Source organism: Sulfitobacter pontiacus (genome assembly GCF_040790665.1).
Classification (GTDB): Bacteria; Pseudomonadota; Alphaproteobacteria; order Rhodobacterales; family Rhodobacteraceae; genus Sulfitobacter; species Sulfitobacter pontiacus.
This window is the reverse complement of the sequence record NZ_CP160849.1, coordinates 524396-539889: the sequence shown is the minus strand read 5'-3', so window position 1 is coordinate 539889 and position 15494 is coordinate 524396. Positions and strand designations below refer to the sequence as shown.

16 protein-coding genes are annotated in these 15494 nt (G+C 60.6%); 6 read left to right on the top strand and 10 right to left on the bottom strand.

Annotation, left to right across the window (positions count from 1 at the left end):
* Window positions 1–69 precede the first annotated feature (69 nt).
* Window positions 70–1074 carry a thioredoxin-disulfide reductase gene (gene trxB, locus AB1495_RS02600; protein ID WP_005849520.1) on the bottom strand — a complete coding sequence of 335 codons (1005 nt, stop codon included), beginning with the start codon at window positions 1072–1074 and terminating at the stop codon, window positions 70–72.
* Between the two features lie 219 nt (window positions 1075–1293).
* Here trxB and AB1495_RS02595 point away from each other — a divergent pair, with 219 nt between their 5' ends.
* Window positions 1294–1794, top strand: coding sequence for an Lrp/AsnC family transcriptional regulator (locus AB1495_RS02595; RefSeq protein ID WP_005849518.1), 501 nt, complete (start codon window positions 1294–1296; stop codon window positions 1792–1794).
* 3 nt (window positions 1795–1797) lie between these two features.
* Here AB1495_RS02595 and AB1495_RS02590 read toward each other — a convergent pair whose 3' ends face one another.
* From AB1495_RS02590 to lgt, 5 genes are all read right to left on the bottom strand, one after another.
* On the bottom strand, window positions 1798–2580 hold the full coding sequence (locus AB1495_RS02590) for a Hint domain-containing protein (protein ID WP_074634697.1): 783 nt from the start codon (window positions 2578–2580) through the stop codon (window positions 1798–1800).
* Between the two features lie 200 nt (window positions 2581–2780).
* Window positions 2781–2924 carry a hypothetical protein gene (locus tag AB1495_RS02585; RefSeq protein ID WP_005849514.1) on the bottom strand — a complete coding sequence of 48 codons (144 nt, stop codon included), beginning with the start codon at window positions 2922–2924 and terminating at the stop codon, window positions 2781–2783.
* A gap of 267 nt (window positions 2925–3191) precedes the next feature.
* Window positions 3192–3947 carry a peptidoglycan editing factor PgeF gene (gene pgeF, locus AB1495_RS02580; RefSeq protein ID WP_074634696.1) on the bottom strand — a complete coding sequence of 252 codons (756 nt, stop codon included), beginning with the start codon at window positions 3945–3947 and terminating at the stop codon, window positions 3192–3194.
* Window positions 3944–5008 carry a class I SAM-dependent methyltransferase gene (locus AB1495_RS02575; protein WP_074634695.1) on the bottom strand — a complete coding sequence of 355 codons (1065 nt, stop codon included), beginning with the start codon at window positions 5006–5008 and terminating at the stop codon, window positions 3944–3946. The genes pgeF and AB1495_RS02575 overlap by 4 nt, the downstream gene beginning before the upstream one ends.
* Entirely contained in the window at window positions 5005–5889 is an 885-nt protein-coding gene (gene lgt, locus AB1495_RS02570) for a prolipoprotein diacylglyceryl transferase (RefSeq protein WP_074634694.1), read from the bottom strand. Before lgt ends, AB1495_RS02575 begins: the two co-directional genes overlap by 4 nt.
* 96 nt (window positions 5890–5985) lie before the next feature.
* Between lgt and AB1495_RS02565 the strand changes: the two genes are divergently transcribed.
* The 5 genes from AB1495_RS02565 to AB1495_RS02545 all read left to right on the top strand — a co-directional run bounded on the left by AB1495_RS02565 (window position 5986) and on the right by AB1495_RS02545 (window position 9188).
* Window positions 5986–6228 (top strand): accessory factor UbiK family protein, encoded by a 243-nt coding sequence (locus AB1495_RS02565; RefSeq protein WP_005849508.1) that lies wholly within the window; start codon window positions 5986–5988, stop codon window positions 6226–6228.
* 331 nt (window positions 6229–6559) lie between these two features.
* The gene (locus tag AB1495_RS02560; RefSeq protein ID WP_005849506.1) at window positions 6560–7060 is read left to right on the top strand and encodes a YbjN domain-containing protein; all 501 of its coding nucleotides are present in this window, start codon (window positions 6560–6562) and stop codon (window positions 7058–7060) included.
* A 34-nt stretch (window positions 7061–7094) separates the two neighbouring features.
* Window positions 7095–7910 (top strand): pyrroline-5-carboxylate reductase, encoded by an 816-nt coding sequence (gene proC / locus AB1495_RS02555; protein WP_074634693.1) that lies wholly within the window; start codon window positions 7095–7097, stop codon window positions 7908–7910.
* Entirely contained in the window at window positions 7903–8241 is a 339-nt protein-coding gene (locus tag AB1495_RS02550) for a tRNA-binding protein (protein WP_074634692.1), read from the top strand. Before proC ends, AB1495_RS02550 begins: the two co-directional genes overlap by 8 nt.
* Window positions 8238–9188, top strand: coding sequence for a D-glycerate dehydrogenase (locus AB1495_RS02545; protein WP_074634691.1), 951 nt, complete (start codon window positions 8238–8240; stop codon window positions 9186–9188). Before AB1495_RS02550 ends, AB1495_RS02545 begins: the two co-directional genes overlap by 4 nt.
* Here AB1495_RS02545 and AB1495_RS02540 read toward each other — a convergent pair.
* From AB1495_RS02540 to AB1495_RS02525, 4 genes are all read right to left on the bottom strand, one after another.
* On the bottom strand, window positions 9185–9763 hold the full coding sequence (locus tag AB1495_RS02540) for a thymidine kinase (protein WP_005849498.1): 579 nt from the start codon (window positions 9761–9763) through the stop codon (window positions 9185–9187). The genes AB1495_RS02545 and AB1495_RS02540 overlap by 4 nt on opposite strands.
* 134 nt (window positions 9764–9897) lie before the next feature.
* Window positions 9898–11022 carry a beta-ketoacyl-ACP synthase III gene (locus tag AB1495_RS02535; RefSeq protein ID WP_074634690.1) on the bottom strand — a complete coding sequence of 375 codons (1125 nt, stop codon included), beginning with the start codon at window positions 11020–11022 and terminating at the stop codon, window positions 9898–9900.
* Between the two features lie 164 nt (window positions 11023–11186).
* Window positions 11187–14546 carry a carbamoyl-phosphate synthase large subunit gene (carB, locus tag AB1495_RS02530; RefSeq protein WP_074634689.1) on the bottom strand — a complete coding sequence of 1120 codons (3360 nt, stop codon included), beginning with the start codon at window positions 14544–14546 and terminating at the stop codon, window positions 11187–11189.
* A gap of 148 nt (window positions 14547–14694) precedes the next feature.
* Complete coding sequence (locus tag AB1495_RS02525; protein WP_074634688.1) at window positions 14695–15459, bottom strand: alpha/beta fold hydrolase; 765 nt, start codon at window positions 15457–15459, stop codon at window positions 14695–14697.
* Between the last annotated feature and the right edge of the window lie 35 nt (window positions 15460–15494).

The window sequence follows — 15494 nt, the reverse complement described above, 5'->3', positions numbered from 1 at the left end:
ACGGACAGCGACGTGTTTTTTGCTGGGAAAAGGCAATCTTATCCCAGCAAATGCCATCCTAGGCGAACGTTATGCGTCGTCTTTTACCTCGGCTCCATAGCCAAGCGGCAGCGATGTGTCTTTGCCTTCGTCATCGCCAACTTCCGCAAGGAATCGTTCAGCCTCTAGCGCGGCCATGCAGCCCATGCCGGCGCTGGTCACGGCCTGACGGTATTTGTGGTCGGTCAGGTCGCCCGCCGCGAATACACCGGGGACAGAGGTTTCGGTGCTGTCCGGCTTGGTGACGACATAGCCGCCCATATGCGTTTCCAGCGTATCCTTGACCAGTTCATTCGCGGGCGCGTGGCCGATGGCGACGAAGACACCTTTGCACGGAATATCGGTGATCTCGCCGGTTTCGACATGCTTGACCTTGACCCCTTCGACACCAAGCGGCGCATCGGTACCATAGACTTCATCCAGTTGGTGGAACCACAGCGGTTCGATCTTTGGATTTTTCATCAGCCGGTCGATCAGGATCTTCTCGGCGCGCAGCTCGTCCCGGCGGTGGATCAAGGTGACCTTGGAGGCGAAGTTGGTCAGGAACAGCGCTTCTTCCACGGCGGTGTTGCCACCCCCGATGACCACGATTTCCTGATTGCGATAGAAGAAGCCGTCGCAGGTGGCACAGGCCGAAACGCCGAAGCCTTTGAACTTCTCTTCGGTCTCAAGCCCCAGCCATTTTGCCCGTGCACCTGTTGCAAGGATCACGGCGTCGGCCACATAGGTCGTGCCGCTGTCGCCCTTGGCGTGGAAGGGGCGGCTGGACAGGTCCAGATCGGTGATGATGTCGCCGATGATCTCGGTCCCCATCGCCTTGGCGTGGTCCTGCATGCGGATCATCAGATCGGGGCCCTGCACCTCGCTGTCGCCGGGCCAGTTTTCAACCTCGGTTGTGGTGGTCAACTGCCCGCCCGGTTCGATGCCTTGTACAAGGATCGGGTTCAGCATCGCGCGGCTGGCATAGACACCGGCAGTATATCCAGCAGGGCCGGAGCCGATGATCAAAAGCTTGGTTTCGCGAGTTTCGGCCATGATAAAGAACCCCAGAATGTGTCATTTGTTGCGTTCCAACCGATATAGACGCCCCTCGGGTTGCCTTAAACCCCAAGTTTGCATATCCGCCCTGCAAAGATCGCCGTCATCGAAAATGCGGTTGATTTTTGCTTGAATTCAGAACATTGCGCACCGGCGAAAGATTATTGCGTCCAACGATGTTGGTGCTATAACAATTGAAAATCCTATGGGGGTATTATGGCAGGGACGCGGCTTGATCCGATTGATCGGAAAATTTTAGCCGAATTGCAGGCGGACGGGCGCATGACCAACGTTGAGTTGGCCAAACGTGTAGGCATCTCTGCACCGCCGTGCCTGCGCCGGGTCCGGACCCTTGAGGAAAGCGGATATATCCGCGGCTACCACGCGAATGTTAACGCGCGCGAGCTGGGGTTCGAGGTACAGGTCTTCGCGATGGTCGGTCTGGCCAGCCAGGCTGAATCCGACCTCACCGCCTTTGAAGAGAAGTGCCGCAACTGGCCGCTGGTCCGCGAATGTCACATGCTCAACGGCGAGGTGGATTTCCTGCTGAAATGCGTCGCCCCCGATCTGTCCAGCTTCCAGAGCTTTCTGACCGGACAATTGCTGACGACTCCCAATGTGGAAAGCGTCAAAACCAGCCTTGTGATCCGCCCGGCCAAAGACGAACCGGGCGTGCCTTTTGATGTGCTGGAAAGCCGTCTGAAAAGCGAACCCTAAGGGCTATTGCGCAGCGTAGATCGGGTCTGACCGTTCTGACGCGCGGGGGTGGCACAGCGGGCCAAAGTCTTTGGCACCACCGATATGCGGAAACATTGATAAAAACGCGTCACGTTGATGCAGCGGCAGGGCTGCGATTGTCGACGGGCCGGGGTGAAATGTCTCCATCTCCAGACCGCTGACGCTGATCGCGGCATGACGGGCAAGACCCAAGTGATACAGCCGTACCGGCGTCGGAGGCTGAATTTCGATTATATTCACCCCGTCCACCAGATCTCGCATCAGGGTAAAGACCTTGCGCGTCTGTTCTGCGCCGCGAAGACTTTGTGGCGTATGCAGGATGCGCGCAGCGGGGCCGAAGGTCAGGAAACCAGAGGGGCGCGCCAGCCCTAGACTGTCCGCCATGACCCGTACAAGCGGCGTGCGATGGCCGATATCCGCAGGGACGAACTTGCTTGATCCAACCCAAAGAAGCGGAGTGTGCAGCCCGTCGGCCTGTACGATCCGGTCACCGGGGCAAAGGTCTTCGACCGGGATTTCCCCTTGGGTCGTGCTGATCAACGTGCCATGGGCGAAAGCGGAAAACGGTTCTTCGAACAACGGTGTGGCAGGGGCGTAGCCTTCGGTCACAAAGACGGAGCCGTCCTGACGCAGCACCGCAATCTCATACGCGCGGGTGCGTCCGGTAGATCTGGCACGCGCCTCCCGCATAACCGAACGGGAGGCTGCTGATTGCGCCGTATGTGTAGGGGAGGGGATGAAATCGGGGGCAGTATGCAATGTCATAATGTGACCTTTATATGGTCGATCCCACGTGCCTAGCCCCCGCTGAAACACCTGCGATCCGGATTAATCCGCGCGAGAGAGGCCCGCGCGCAGAGAATGTTTGTGATCGGTCTCAAACCATCTGTGTGGACAGGCACCCGCCCGTCGCGCGCAGGGTCACCGGCTGGCCCAAGAACCCCGGGGCCGTAAGCCGACCCTGTTCAGGCGGCTTTTTGCTGGGACGTCAGGGCAGCGCGTTTCGCGATAAACGCGGCGCGGCGTGTGCCACGGGACCAAGGCAGGTTCACGCCTTCCTTGTTGGAAGCGTCGATAACCGATTTGATGAAGCGTGCGTTGGTTTTCATGCTCTGTATCCTATTGTCTATGGGCAATGCCCTTTCGTCGAGGATCACTATGCAAATGCTTTCGGGCACCGATTGGACATTTCGCGAAAAAATACAGATAATTCGAGCAGACCTGGGCGCGGTTTGTGGCACGGCCTCAAAAGCGCGGAACACCCTTGAATTTATGACCTGTGGTAGAAAATGCGCCGCCATTCAAACAGGCTGCTGGCCAGCTATGGGGCGAAATCTGGGCAGGTGCCTGTCGCATTGCTGCCTAAATTCACGCTTCTATAGCACAATCGCAGCGATCAGCCGGCCATAGTCAGCCTCTTTCGCGTGGGTGCTGCGACGGTAGCTATAGAAACGATCAGCATCGCTATAGGTGCAGTGGCGCGTCCATTCCGCATGGCCCACACCCGCGGCGCGCAGGCGGTTCAGGCCAAAGCCCGCAAGATCGAACTGCATCCGGTCATCGGTGCCATTTGCGAAATAGCGGGCGAATGTCGGATCTTCTGCTAGGAAGGCGTCGATGAACTCTGGCCCGACCTCATAGGCGCGCTGGCTGATGCAGGGGCCGATCACCGCTGTGATATTGTCGCGCGTGGCGCCAAGGTCTTCCATCGCCTCGACCGTGGCCGTCAGCACCCCGTCGAGCGCGCCGCGCCAACCGGCATGCGCCGCCCCGATCACGCCGGCCTCTGCGTCGTGGAACAGCACAGGCTGGCAATCAGCGGTCAGGATCGACAAGGCCAGCCCCGGTGTCGCGGTGACCAGCGCATCGGCGCGGGGTTTCTCGTTCAGGGGGCCATCGACGCTAATGACGGTGGCGGAATGGATCTGATGCACGCCAACCAGATGGTCCGGTGCCACGTCCATTGCATCGGCGACACGGGCACGATTGATCTCTACGACCTCGCGCTGGTCGGAACTGCCAACCCCGCAATTCAGCCCGACAAACACGCCAGAGGAAGCACCGCCGCGGCGCGTAAAGAAACCGTGGCGCACGTCGCCAAGACTATCGGAGGTGAGTATTTCCAGCGTCATGGTTCCAATCCTGGGGGCGGGCTATGGTGCGGAGGATAAATCCCCATCACTTTAAACAAATTTCCCATTTCTGACGGATGCGTCAAGCGTCTATGTGCGGCGACATGGGCGTTCAGCGCGTCCTCGGTCATGCTCTTGGCAAGGGTCTGTGCGCGTTGAGTGATCCCGAGGCGTTCAAGAAAGACGCCCTGCGGGGTGATGCGAGTGTGGCTAGCCGGTGCGGCTGCGAGGGCAAGCTTTTCAAAATCGACGTGTGCTGTCAAATCGGCTTGGCCAGGGGCGGCCAGCGGATCGGCTTTTTCATGGCCCTGCAGCGCCTGCAAGGTATCGCCCAGACTGTGCCAGTCGCCATAATCCACGATCAGCGCGGCACCGCCGTGGGTCGCGATCCGTTCCGACACCGGGTGGAGGATCGGCGCAAGCTGGGTGCAATCCTCGACCAGATCGCCGGGTGTGGTATCGGCCAGCCGGTCGGCCAACGCGGGTTGCGGCAGCTCGGGCCCCAGCCCAAAGCTCAACGCGCCGTCCGCCAGCCCAACCTGTCGTTCGCGCCACGATGTATCGCCACGGACGAACTGGCGGATCGGCAGCGCGTCGAAAAATTCATTCGCCACCAGAAAAAGCGGCTGGTCGGGCAGCGCGTCGGTCCCGTCGGCCCAGATCACCTGATGCCCCGCAAGGGTCTTGGCCTGCACATCGCGCAGCGTCGGGGACGCCTCTACCAGCGTAACTCGCGCCGCCTCGATAAAGCCGGGCACGTTACGGGTCGCGCGCAGGATATCGGCCATCAGGGTGCCGCGGCCGGGGCCAAGCTCGGCCAAGGTGAAGGCCGAAGGCGCGTCTTGGGCGAGCCAGCTCTGCGCGAGACACAGGCCCAACAGCTCTCCGAACATCTGGCTGATCTCGGGGGCAGTGGTGAAATCGCCTTGGGCACCAAAGGGGTCACGGGTGGTATAATAGCCCTGCGTTGGGTGCAGCAGGCAGGTGGCCATATATTCGTCGATCCGCATCGGCCCGTTGGACGCGATGCGGCTGTGTAGAATGTCGCGTAGTGTGGTCATGCCTTGCGCGTCGCCCGCAAGATCAGGAACACCCCGATTGCAATCATCGGCAGGCTCAGCAGTTGGCCCATGGTCAGCCCCCAGCCGTTCACATGCCACGCCAGCCCCAGCGGGTTGTTGGCGCTGACAAATTGCGCATCAGGTTGGCGTACGAATTCGACGATGAAACGCGCGGCCCCGTAGCCGGCCAGAAAGACTCCGCCAATCAGCCCCTCTGATTTCAGCCCGCCGCGGCGCCATGCCAGATAGATCAGCAGGGCCCCAAGGATCAGCCCTTCAAGCAGCGCCTCATATAGCTGCGAGGGATGCCGTGCACAGATCGTCGCAATGTCCGGGCAGTCCTGTGCGGCCACCGTGGGAAAGGCCACGCCCCAGGGCAGATCGGTGGGGCGGCCCCAAAGCTCTGCATTGATGAAATTCGCCAGACGCCCCAGAAACAGGCCGGGTGCCAGCCCCAGACAGACGACATCACCGGTAGAGATCGTGCTGATGCCGTGACGTTTGGTATAGGCGATGCCCGCAAAGATCACCCCAAGCGCGCCGCCGTGGAACGACATGCCCCCCTCCCAGATCCGTAGGATCTGCGCGGGATTGCTGAGGTAATAGCCCGGTTGATAGAACAGTACATATCCCAGACGCCCGCCCAGAATGACGCCGAGAATGACCCAGAAAAGCAGATCCTCGACCTGCTGTTTGGTCATGACGGGGGTATTGCCCGCCCAAAGCCGGGGCCGTTCAACGGCGCGCACAACGATGCGCCAGCCGACAAGGATGCCGACGATATAGGCCAGCGCATACCAGCGCAGGGCGACGGTCATGCCAAATAACGTGAACGAGAAAATCTCGGGCGACAGGTCGGGGAAGGGGAGCATTGCATTCATGCGCTGATTGAGCCTGACCGTAAACGGAAGTCAACCTTGCGAGAACCCGCTTTGCACACCATATAGTGAGCAACAGCCGATCAGGAGAGAATGACCATGCAAACGCGCAACAAGATTTTCGACGACATCTCGCAGATGATGACCAATGCCATGGGCGTGGCCCAAGGGGCCAAGACCGAAGCAGAGACCGCGATGAAGGGCATGCTGGACCGTTGGCTGGCAGACCGTGATTTCGTGACACGCGAAGAATTCGACGCGGTGCGCGCCATGGCGCAAAAAGCCCGCGAAGAGAATGAAGCGCTGAAGGCGCGGCTTGATGCGATGGACAGCAAGGGCTGATCGCCGCGCTTACCTTCGGCCTACGTTGAACGATGTGATCCGCACCCGCCTTTTGGCGGGTGTGTTCATTTTCGGGGTGGCATCTTCGCCTCTAATGCTGTCTGTCGGGGTCAGTGCTCTATAGATTGGGGGTTATGCTGCTTTTATCCACAAGATACTGAGGTTATCCCCTATCTTTCGTGGTTACCCCCAGAAAAAGACTTGCCTCAGGGCCGCGTTGCGCGCACCATATTTGGTATAGGTCGCTAAGAGCTTCGGCGATTTATGGTAGATGCACCCATGTATTGATGTGCCTGCGCATATGAATACCCGGATCCAAAGAGGTGACCACATGGCCCTGACAGAGCAGTATCTTGAAGAAGACATTCACCCCATCGACATCGTAGAAAATCTCGCGGCGTATCACGACTGGGACTTCGACCGTATATCGGACGAACAGATCGCGATGGCCGTCGAAGGGCAGTGGCGGACCTATTCCATCACCCTCGCGTGGTCGCCCTTTGACGAAACCCTGCGCCTTGTCTGCACCTTCGAAATGGATCCGCCCGCGGAAAAACTGCCGGTGCTCTATCACTTGCTCAACGATGTGAACGATCAATGCTGGACCGGTGCCTTCACATATTGGCCGGAACAAAAGCTGATGGTTTATCGCTACGGGCTGGTTCTTGCCGGGGGGCAGGATGCCTCTGCGCAGCAGATTGATACCATGATCAACGCCGCCGTGAGCAACGCAGAGCGGTATTATCCCGCGGTGCAACTGGCGGTTTGGGGCGACCAGACGCCCCGACAAGCCCTTCAGGTTGCCATTGCAGAGGCGTACGGCCACGCATAGGTGTATCCCCGAATGTTAATTTAGGGGTACAGATATGAAAGATACGCGCATCGCCAAAGACGGTTTGGTTCTACTGGGCTGTGGCAAGATGGGATCCGCGATGCTGGCGGGCTGGCTGGCACGCGGGCTTCCGACATCTTCGGTATATGTCATCGATCCGAAACCCTCTGACTGGTTGAAAGAGCAGGGCGTGCAGTTGAACGTCGATCTGCCCAAGGAGCCGGCTGTGGTTCTTGTGGCGGTGAAGCCCCAGATGATGGGTGACGCGCTGCCCACGTTGCAGGCCATGGGCAACGGCAAGACGGTGTTTGTCAGCGTCGCCGCCGGCACCACCATCGCGACGTTTGAGAAAACGCTGGGGGAGCAGACGCCGATCGTGCGCGCCATGCCCAACACACCCGCCGCCATCAGCCAAGGCATCACCGCCATCGTCGGCAACGACCACGTCGACGCCAAGGGTATGGATGAAGCTGAAGAGCTGCTGTCGGCCGTGGGCGACGTTGTCCGGCTGGAGGAAGAATCCCAGATCGACGCGGTCACAGGGGTCAGCGGCTCGGGTCCGGCCTATGTCTTCCACATGATCGAAACCATGGCCGCGGGCGGGATCGCGCAGGGGCTTAGCCCCGAGCTCGCGCTAAAGCTCGCCACGGCCACGGTCGCAGGGGCCGGGGCGCTGGCGAAATCCGCGGACGAAGGCCCGGACCAGCTGCGCGTCAACGTGACCAGCCCCAACGGCACCACACAGGCCGCGCTGGACGTGCTGATGAACGAGCAAGACGGCTTTCCGGTCTTGCTCAAACGCGCTGTGGCGGCGGCCGCCGACCGATCGCGCGAGCTTTCGAATGGCTGAGATCAGCTTTGACGACTTCATGAAAGTCGACATCAGGGTCGGGACGGTCACCCGTGCCGAACCCTTCCCCGAGGCGCGCAAGCCCGCGATCAAGATGTGGATCGACTTTGGTCCCGATATCGGTGAGCGTATAACCTCGGCCCAGGTGACGGTGCATTACACGCCCGAGACGCTGATCGGCACGCAGGTGATGGGGGTGGTCAACTTCCCGCCGCGTCAGATCGGGCCGTTCATGTCCGAAGTTTTGGTGCTTGGGGTACCGGACGAGGACGGGGCGATTGTGCTGATGCGCCCCACGCAACCCACCCCGAACGGAGGACGTCTGCATTGACGAAACTACTGATCGCCCGCCCTGCACCCCCCGAAGTGCACGAGGCCCTGGAAGGCTTTGACGTGACCTATCGTGAGGACAGCGCGCCCCTGTCCGAGGACGAGATGCAGGACGCCCTGCGCGACTATGACGGGGTGCTGGCCACCTTGGGCGACCGCTTTACCGCGGATGTCTTTGGCAAGGTCGGCATGCCACGGTGCAAGATGCTCGCCAATTTCGGGGTGGGCTATAACCACATCGATGTCGAGGCGGCAAAGGCGGCGGGGCTTCAGGTCTCTAACACGCCCGGTGCTGTGACCGATGCCACCGCCGATATCGCCATGACGCTGATGCTGATGGCCGCACGCCGTGCGGGAGAAGGCGAACGGCTTGTGCGGTCAGGTCAATGGTCCGGATGGGAGCCTTCGCAGCTTTTGGGCATGCATCTGACGGGCAAGACTGTCGGGATCGTCGGGATGGGGCGTATTGGTCAAGCCGTCGCGCGGCGCTGTCACTACGGCTTTTCGATGGATGTGAAATACTTTAGCCGCAGCGCGAAAAGCGTCGCCTATCCGGCGGAACATATCAGTGATCTCAAACGGTTGGTTGCCGCTGTTGATGTGGTTGTTATCGCCGTGCCGGGCGGGGACGACACGCAGCATCTGATCAATGCGGATGTGCTAGCGGCGATGCAGCCGCATGCCTTCCTGATCAACATCGCGCGCGGCAATATCGTCGAGGAAGCCGCTTTGATCCAGGCCCTGCAAGCGGGCACCATCGGCGGCGCAGGGCTGGATGTGTATGAGTTCGAGCCAGAGGTGCCGCAAGCCCTGCGGGATCTGGATAACGTGGTGCTATTACCGCATCTAGGCACGTCTTCCCGGGAGGTGCGTGTGGATATGTGGATGATGGCGGTTGAGAATTTGAAAGCGGGCGTCGCGGGCGAAACGCCCCCGAACCTCGTTTAACGGCCCACGGCTTCGCGCCAATGTCGGCGGCACAATGAGATATAGGTCTCGTTGCCGCCGATCTGCACCTGCGCCCCTTCGCGGATCGCTTTGCCTTCGGCATCCTGTCGCACCACCATCGTCGCTTTCTTGCCGCAGTGGCAGATCGTGCGCACCTCGCGCATTTCATCGGCAAGGGCGAGCAGCGTCGCAGACCCGGGGAAGAGCAGACCACGGAAGTCCACGCGCAGCCCATAGCACATGATAGGCACCCGCAGGTCATCCACCGCTCGGGCCAATTGCCAGACCTGATCAGGGCTGAGGAACTGCGCCTCGTCGATGAAGATGCAGGCGCAAGGGCCTTCAGCCAAACGCTTTTCGATCTTCGCCAAAAGGTCTTCGTCCGTCTCGAAAGTGTCGGCCTCGTGCCCAATCCCGATACGCGATGCGATCCGCCCGTGTCCGGCGCGGTGGTCGAATTTCGCGGTCATCAGATAGGGGACCATGCCGCGTTCGACATAGTTATGAGCCGCCTGCAGAAGCACGGTCGATTTGCCCGCGTTCATGGTCGAATAATGAAAGTAAAGCTTTGCCATGGCCCTCTTTAGCGTCAGGCGACCTTGGCGTTCAAGGTGGGGGGAGGGCAGCGGGGACGCGTCTGTCGCAGACCGCGCCCCACATGTCACAGGTGTTGAGGTGGCTCTTTGCCGGTGGCTCTTTGCCGGTGGGCCTAGCCGTGGCGCTGTACCAGCACAGACCCCACGGAATATCCGGCCCCGAAGGAACAGATCAGCCCGGTGTCCCCATCAGTCAGATCGTCGGAGTATTTTGAGAACGCGATGATCGACCCGGCAGAGGAGGTGTTGGCGTAGTCTTGCAGGATGTTGGGCTGCTCGCCCGCTTCGGGCGCGCGCCCTAGCACTTTGCGACCGATGAAGTCATTCATCGATTTATTCGCCTGATGCAGCCACAGACGCTTTAGATCAGTGGCCTCAACGCCTTCGTCAGCCATGTGGCCCGCGATGTGTTCGGCAACCATCGGCAGCACTTCTTTGAACACCTTGCGCCCGTTCTGCATGAACTGCATGTCGCGGCGGTCTGCGACGCCATCGGGGCGGGACCGGCGTAAGAAGCCGTTGTTGTTGCGGATGTTGTTCGAGAACTCGGTCGCGCAACGGGTCGACTTGATCTCGAAATAAGCACCGGCTGCGTCTTCGGCGCGTTCAATCAGCACGGCGGTGGCCACGTCCCCAAAGATGAAGTGGCAGTCACGGTCGCGCCATTCCAGATGAGCCGAGCATATCTCGGGGCAGACCACCAGCGCCGAGCGGATCGAGCCGGAGCGGATCATATCCGCCGCCGCTTGAATGCCGAAGGTCGCGGACGAACAGGCGACGTTCATGTCAAAGGCAAAGCCGTTGATATCCAGCAACTGCTGGATTTCGATCGCCACCGCCGGATAGGCGCGTTCAAGGTTCGACGCCGCGCAGATGACGGCATCAACATCAGCCGCGGTTTTCCCCGCCGCCTGCAACGCCTTTTGCGCCGCATCCAGCGCCATCTCGGCCATCAGGCCGGGTTCGTCGTCGGACCGTTGGCGCAGCAGGGGGTGCATCACTTTGGGGTCCAGAATACCCGTCTTATCCATGACATAGCGCTGTTCGATCCCCGACGCCTTGACGATGAACTCCTCTGACGAGTGTTCCTTGGCGGGAAACTCTCCGGCCTCGATCTCAGCGGCGTGTTCGGCATTGTACAGATCGGCATAGGCGTTGAACGCCTTGACCAGCTCGGCGTTGGTGATGACCTGTTCCGGCGTAAAGATGCCGCTACCAGTAATGGCGGGTGTGTACATGGGTAAACCTTTTTCAGCGTTGTCCGAGTAGGCCAAGAAACGGCTGCGGGGTCAAGTCCAGCGGGGCTGGCATGCAAGGGCGACGGACAATGAGAGGGGGGGGGAGGAAAGGGGAAAGACCTGCGCCACGCATCAAAGACGCGGCGCAGGTCAGAAAGGGCAGGTTAGCCCTGAAGCGATTTAACGCCGATCTCGTCTTCGGCTTGTGCCTTGATGGCCAGCGCTGCGGCATAGGCACCGGCGGCCGTGGTGAAATACGGGATCTTGTCATACAGCGCGATAGAGCGGATGGATTTGCTGTCCTCGACCGCCTGCGCGCCTTCGGTGGTGTTCATCACCAGTTGGATCGCTTCGTCCTTCATCATGTCGGTGATGTTCGGGCGACCCTCGTAGACCTTGTTCACGATCTCGCAGGCGATGTCATGCTCTGTCAGCCAGGCGGCGGTGCCACGGGTGGCGCGCAGGGTGAACCCTTGCTCCAGCAGGATACGCGCGGCGGTCAGCATGTCATCCGACTTGTCCATATCCTTGATCGAGAAGAACACACAGCCGTTACGCGGCAGCGGGTTGCCCGCGCCCATCTGCGCCTTGAGGAAGGCACGCGGGAAATCGCGGTCCCAGCCCATAACCTCGCCCGTTGACCGCATTTCCGGCCCAAGTAGCGTGTCGACGCCGGGGAAGCGGGCGAAGGGCAGCACGGCTTCCTTGACCGAGAACCAAGGCATGTTCGGGTCCGCCAATGTCATTGGATCACCCAAAGGCAGCACGTCGTCATAGGCGGCATCGTCACGGTAGGGCGCGCGTTGCGGGAAGGCCGACAGCTTTTCGCCCGCCATGATCCGCGCAGCGATTGACGCAATCGCGCTGTCCGTCGCCTTGGCGACAAAGGGCACGGTGCGCGAGGCGCGGGGGTTGACTTCGATCAGGTAGATCTCGCCGTCCTTGACCGCGAACTGGATGTTCATCAGGCCCACTACATTCAACGCCAGCGCCAGCGCCTTGGTCTGTTTTTCGACCTCGGCAATGATGTCGCGGCTCAGCGAATAGGGGGGCAACGAACAGGCGCTGTCGCCCGAATGAACGCCGGCCTCTTCGATGTGCTGCATGATACCCGCAACGTGGACATCCGTGCCGTCTGACAGCGCGTCTACGTCAAGTTCGACCGCACCGGACAGGTAGTGGTCCAGCAACACGGGGCTTTTGCCTGATACGACCACCGCGTCGCGGATATAGCGTTCAAGGCTGGCCTGATCGCGCACGATCTCCATCGCGCGGCCGCCCAGAACGTAAGACGGGCGGATCACCAGCGGAAAGCCGATGTCTGCTGCGATCTCAAGCGCTTCGGCGTCGGAGTGGGCGATACCGTTATGCGGCTGCTTCAGGCCCAGCGATTGCACCAGCTGCTGGAACCGTTCGCGGTCTTCGGCAAGGTCGATCATGTCGGGCGTGGTGCCAAGGATCGGGATGCCCGCCTCTTGCAGCGCTTGCGCGATTTTCAGCGGTGTCTGGCCGCCGAACTGCACGATGACGCCGTGCAGCGTGCCGTTTTCCTGTTCAACCCGCAGGATTTCCATCACGTGTTCAAAGGTGACGGGTTCGAAATACAGCCGGTCCGAGGTGTCATAGTCGGTCGAGACGGTTTCGGGGTTACAGTTGACCATGATCGTTTCGTAGCCCGCATCGGTCAGCGCATAGCAGGCGTGACAGCAGCAATAGTCGAACTCGATCCCTTGGCCGATCCGGTTCGGTCCGCCGCCCAGAATGACGACTTTCTGACGGTCGCTGGGGCGGGCTTCGCATTCAACCTCGTCAAAGGCGGGTGCCTCGTAGGTAGAATACATGTAGGGCGTTTGCGCTTCGAATTCTGCGGCGCAGGTGTCGATCCGTTTGAACACGGCCTTGACGCCAAGGTTCAGACGCGCGCGGCGCACGTTGTCTTCGTCGCGACCGGTCAGCGTGCCAAGGCGCGCATCGGTAAAGCCCATCATCTTGAGCTTGCGCATCCCGTCTTCGGTCAGCGGCAGCCCGTCTTTGCGGACTTGCGCTTCGGCGTCGACGATCTCGCGGATGCGGGCAAGGAACCACGGGTCGAACATGGTCACACCGTGGATATCCACGTCAGACATGCCGTGACGCATCGCCTGAGCAATGGTGCGCATCCGGTCGGGGGTTTGCTTGCTGATCGCGGCAATCAGCGCGGCTTCGTTCTGTGGTGCGTCGGCGGGCAGGTCACTGTCCAGACCGGGGATGTCGATTTCGTCAAAGCCGGTCAGCCCGGATTCCATCGACGCCAGCGCTTTTTGCAGCGACTCGTGGATCGTGCGGCCAATCGCCATCGCTTCGCCGACAGACTTCATCGCGGTCGTCAGGTAGGGTTCGGAGCCGGGAAATTTCTCGAACGCGAATTTCGGGATCTTGGTGACGACATAATCGATTGTCGGCTCGAAGGAGGCAGGCGTCACACCGGTGATGTCGTTGTCCAGCTCGTCTAGGGTAAAGCCCACCGCCAGCTTGGCCGCGATCTTGGCGATGGGGAAACCCGTCGCCTTGGACGCCAGCGCAGAGGAGCGCGATACACGCGGGTTCATCTCGATCACGACCATGCGGCCGTCTTCGGGGTTCACGGCCCATTGCACGTTCGATCCGCCTGTTTCCACGCCGATTTCGCGCAGCACGGCGATCGAGTGGTTACGCATGATCTGGTATTCTTTGTCGGTCAGCGTCAGGGCAGGGGCCACGGTGATCGAATCGCCTGTGTGCACGCCCATCGGGTCGACGTTCTCGATCGAGCATACGATGATCGCGTTGTCAGCAGTGTCGCGCACCACTTCCATCTCGTATTCTTTCCAGCCAAGCAGGCTCTCATCAATCAGGATCTGCCCCATCGGCGACGCGTCCATCCCCGAGCGGCAGTAGAATTCGTAATCGTCGCGGTTATAGGCCACGCCGCCGCCGGTGCCGCCCATGGTGAAGGCAGGGCGGATGATCGCGGGCAGGCCGACATATTCCAGCGCGTCGAGCGCAAGCTGAACGCCCGCCGCAAGGTCTTTTTTACCGCTGGCGGCAACGGGCGCGGTGACGATGGTCGCCTTGGGATTTTCGATGCCCAGACGGTCCATTGCCTCGCGGAAAAGCTTACGATCCTCTGCCATTTCAATGGCTTCGCGTTTCGCGCCGATCATCTCGACGTTGAATTTCTCGAGCACGCCCATCTCTTCGAGCGCGAGCGAGGTGTTCAGACCGGTCTGCCCGCCCATCGTTGGCAGCAGCGCGTCGGGGCGTTCTTTCTCGATGATCTTGGCGACGATTTCAGGGGTGATGGGTTCGATGTAGGTGGCATCTGCCAGCCCCGGATCGGTCATGATCGTCGCAGGGTTGGAGTTCACGAGGATGACGCGGTAGCCTTCCTCTTTCAGGGCCTTACAGGCCTGCGCGCCGGAGTAGTCGAACTCGCACGCCTGACCGATGACAATGGGCCCCGCTCCAATGATCATGATCGACTGGATATCGGTTCTTTTTGGCATGGCTCAGGCCCCCGGATGTTTGCAAATTCTCCGCGTTATAGGCTTTGGGGGGAGAGGTGCAAGGGGGCATGTCGGGATATGGGGCGTGTTTTCAGGCAACACCCATGTGGCAGGGGCGCAGCACCGCCCGATGCGGTGCCCCTTTGCCTCACCCCAGCGTCAGGAAGGCCCGCAAAGACGCCTCGAAGTCGCGCGGCTTTTCTGCATGCAGCCAATGGCCCGTGTCCGGCAGCTTGGCAAAGCGCGCTTGCGGGAACAGCGCCTTGATCACGGGGCGGTCTTCGGGTTTGACATAGGTTGAGTTGCCGCCGGACAGGAACAGCACCTCCCCCTCGTATTGTCCATCGACCCCATCGGGCCAGCCGACGATCTTGGACATCTCTGCCTCAAGCACATCAAGGTTCAGCTTCCACACCTTGTTGGGCACATCCAGAGACTGGGTGAAAAAGCTTTGCAATGCGGGCTCGACCCCCGCAGCCGCCAATTGGTCAGAGGCGTCGGAGCGGCGGGTGAGCGTACCCAGATCGACCGTGCGCATCGCATCGATAAACTCTTGCTGGCTGTGGCCATAAGCGACAGGAGCGATATCGGCGACCACCAGGCGTTTCACCAGTTCGGGATGGTTCAGCGCCAGCATCATGGCCGCCTTACCGCCCATCGAATGCCCGCAGACGTCCATTGGCGCGCCAAGATGGGTGATGACCTCTGCCAGATCGGCGGCCATTTCGGGGTAGCTTTGCGTCTGCGCGCGCGGGCTGTCCCCGTGGTTGCGCATGTCGACGGTCACCACGCGGCGCTGATCGGACATCCGTTTGGCGATCACGCCCCAATTGCGGCCTGACCCGAAAAGACCATGCACGATCAGCAGGGCAGGGGCGTCGCCTGCGGTGCCATATTCAGTGTAATTCAACATGCCCAAGATGTAGGGCCATTGCAGCCGATGTGCCA

What these genes read in the sequence shown, in the direction of transcription:
- trxB (WP_005849520.1), bottom strand. Translation starts at nt 1,074, where the DNA reads ATGGCCGAAACTCGCGAAACCAAGCTTTTGATCATCGGCTCCGGCCCT.
- AB1495_RS02595 (WP_005849518.1), top strand. Translation starts at nt 1,294, where the DNA reads ATGGCAGGGACGCGGCTTGATCCGATTGATCGGAAAATTTTAGCCGAA.
- AB1495_RS02590 (WP_074634697.1), bottom strand. Translation starts at nt 2,580, where the DNA reads ATGACATTGCATACTGCCCCCGATTTCATCCCCTCCCCTACACATACG.
- AB1495_RS02585 (WP_005849514.1), bottom strand. Translation starts at nt 2,924, where the DNA reads ATGAAAACCAACGCACGCTTCATCAAATCGGTTATCGACGCTTCCAAC.
- pgeF (WP_074634696.1), bottom strand. Translation starts at nt 3,947, where the DNA reads ATGACGCTGGAAATACTCACCTCCGATAGTCTTGGCGACGTGCGCCAC.
- AB1495_RS02575 (WP_074634695.1), bottom strand. Translation starts at nt 5,008, where the DNA reads ATGACCACACTACGCGACATTCTACACAGCCGCATCGCGTCCAACGGG.
- lgt (WP_074634694.1), bottom strand. Translation starts at nt 5,889, where the DNA reads ATGAATGCAATGCTCCCCTTCCCCGACCTGTCGCCCGAGATTTTCTCG.
- AB1495_RS02565 (WP_005849508.1), top strand. Translation starts at nt 5,986, where the DNA reads ATGCAAACGCGCAACAAGATTTTCGACGACATCTCGCAGATGATGACC.
- AB1495_RS02560 (WP_005849506.1), top strand. Translation starts at nt 6,560, where the DNA reads ATGGCCCTGACAGAGCAGTATCTTGAAGAAGACATTCACCCCATCGAC.
- proC (WP_074634693.1), top strand. Translation starts at nt 7,095, where the DNA reads ATGAAAGATACGCGCATCGCCAAAGACGGTTTGGTTCTACTGGGCTGT.
- AB1495_RS02550 (WP_074634692.1), top strand. Translation starts at nt 7,903, where the DNA reads ATGGCTGAGATCAGCTTTGACGACTTCATGAAAGTCGACATCAGGGTC.
- AB1495_RS02540 (WP_005849498.1), bottom strand. Translation starts at nt 9,763, where the DNA reads ATGGCAAAGCTTTACTTTCATTATTCGACCATGAACGCGGGCAAATCG.
- AB1495_RS02535 (WP_074634690.1), bottom strand. Translation starts at nt 11,022, where the DNA reads ATGTACACACCCGCCATTACTGGTAGCGGCATCTTTACGCCGGAACAG.
- carB (WP_074634689.1), bottom strand. Translation starts at nt 14,546, where the DNA reads ATGCCAAAAAGAACCGATATCCAGTCGATCATGATCATTGGAGCGGGG.
- AB1495_RS02525 (WP_074634688.1), bottom strand. Translation starts at nt 15,459, where the DNA reads ATGTTGAATTACACTGAATATGGCACCGCAGGCGACGCCCCTGCCCTG.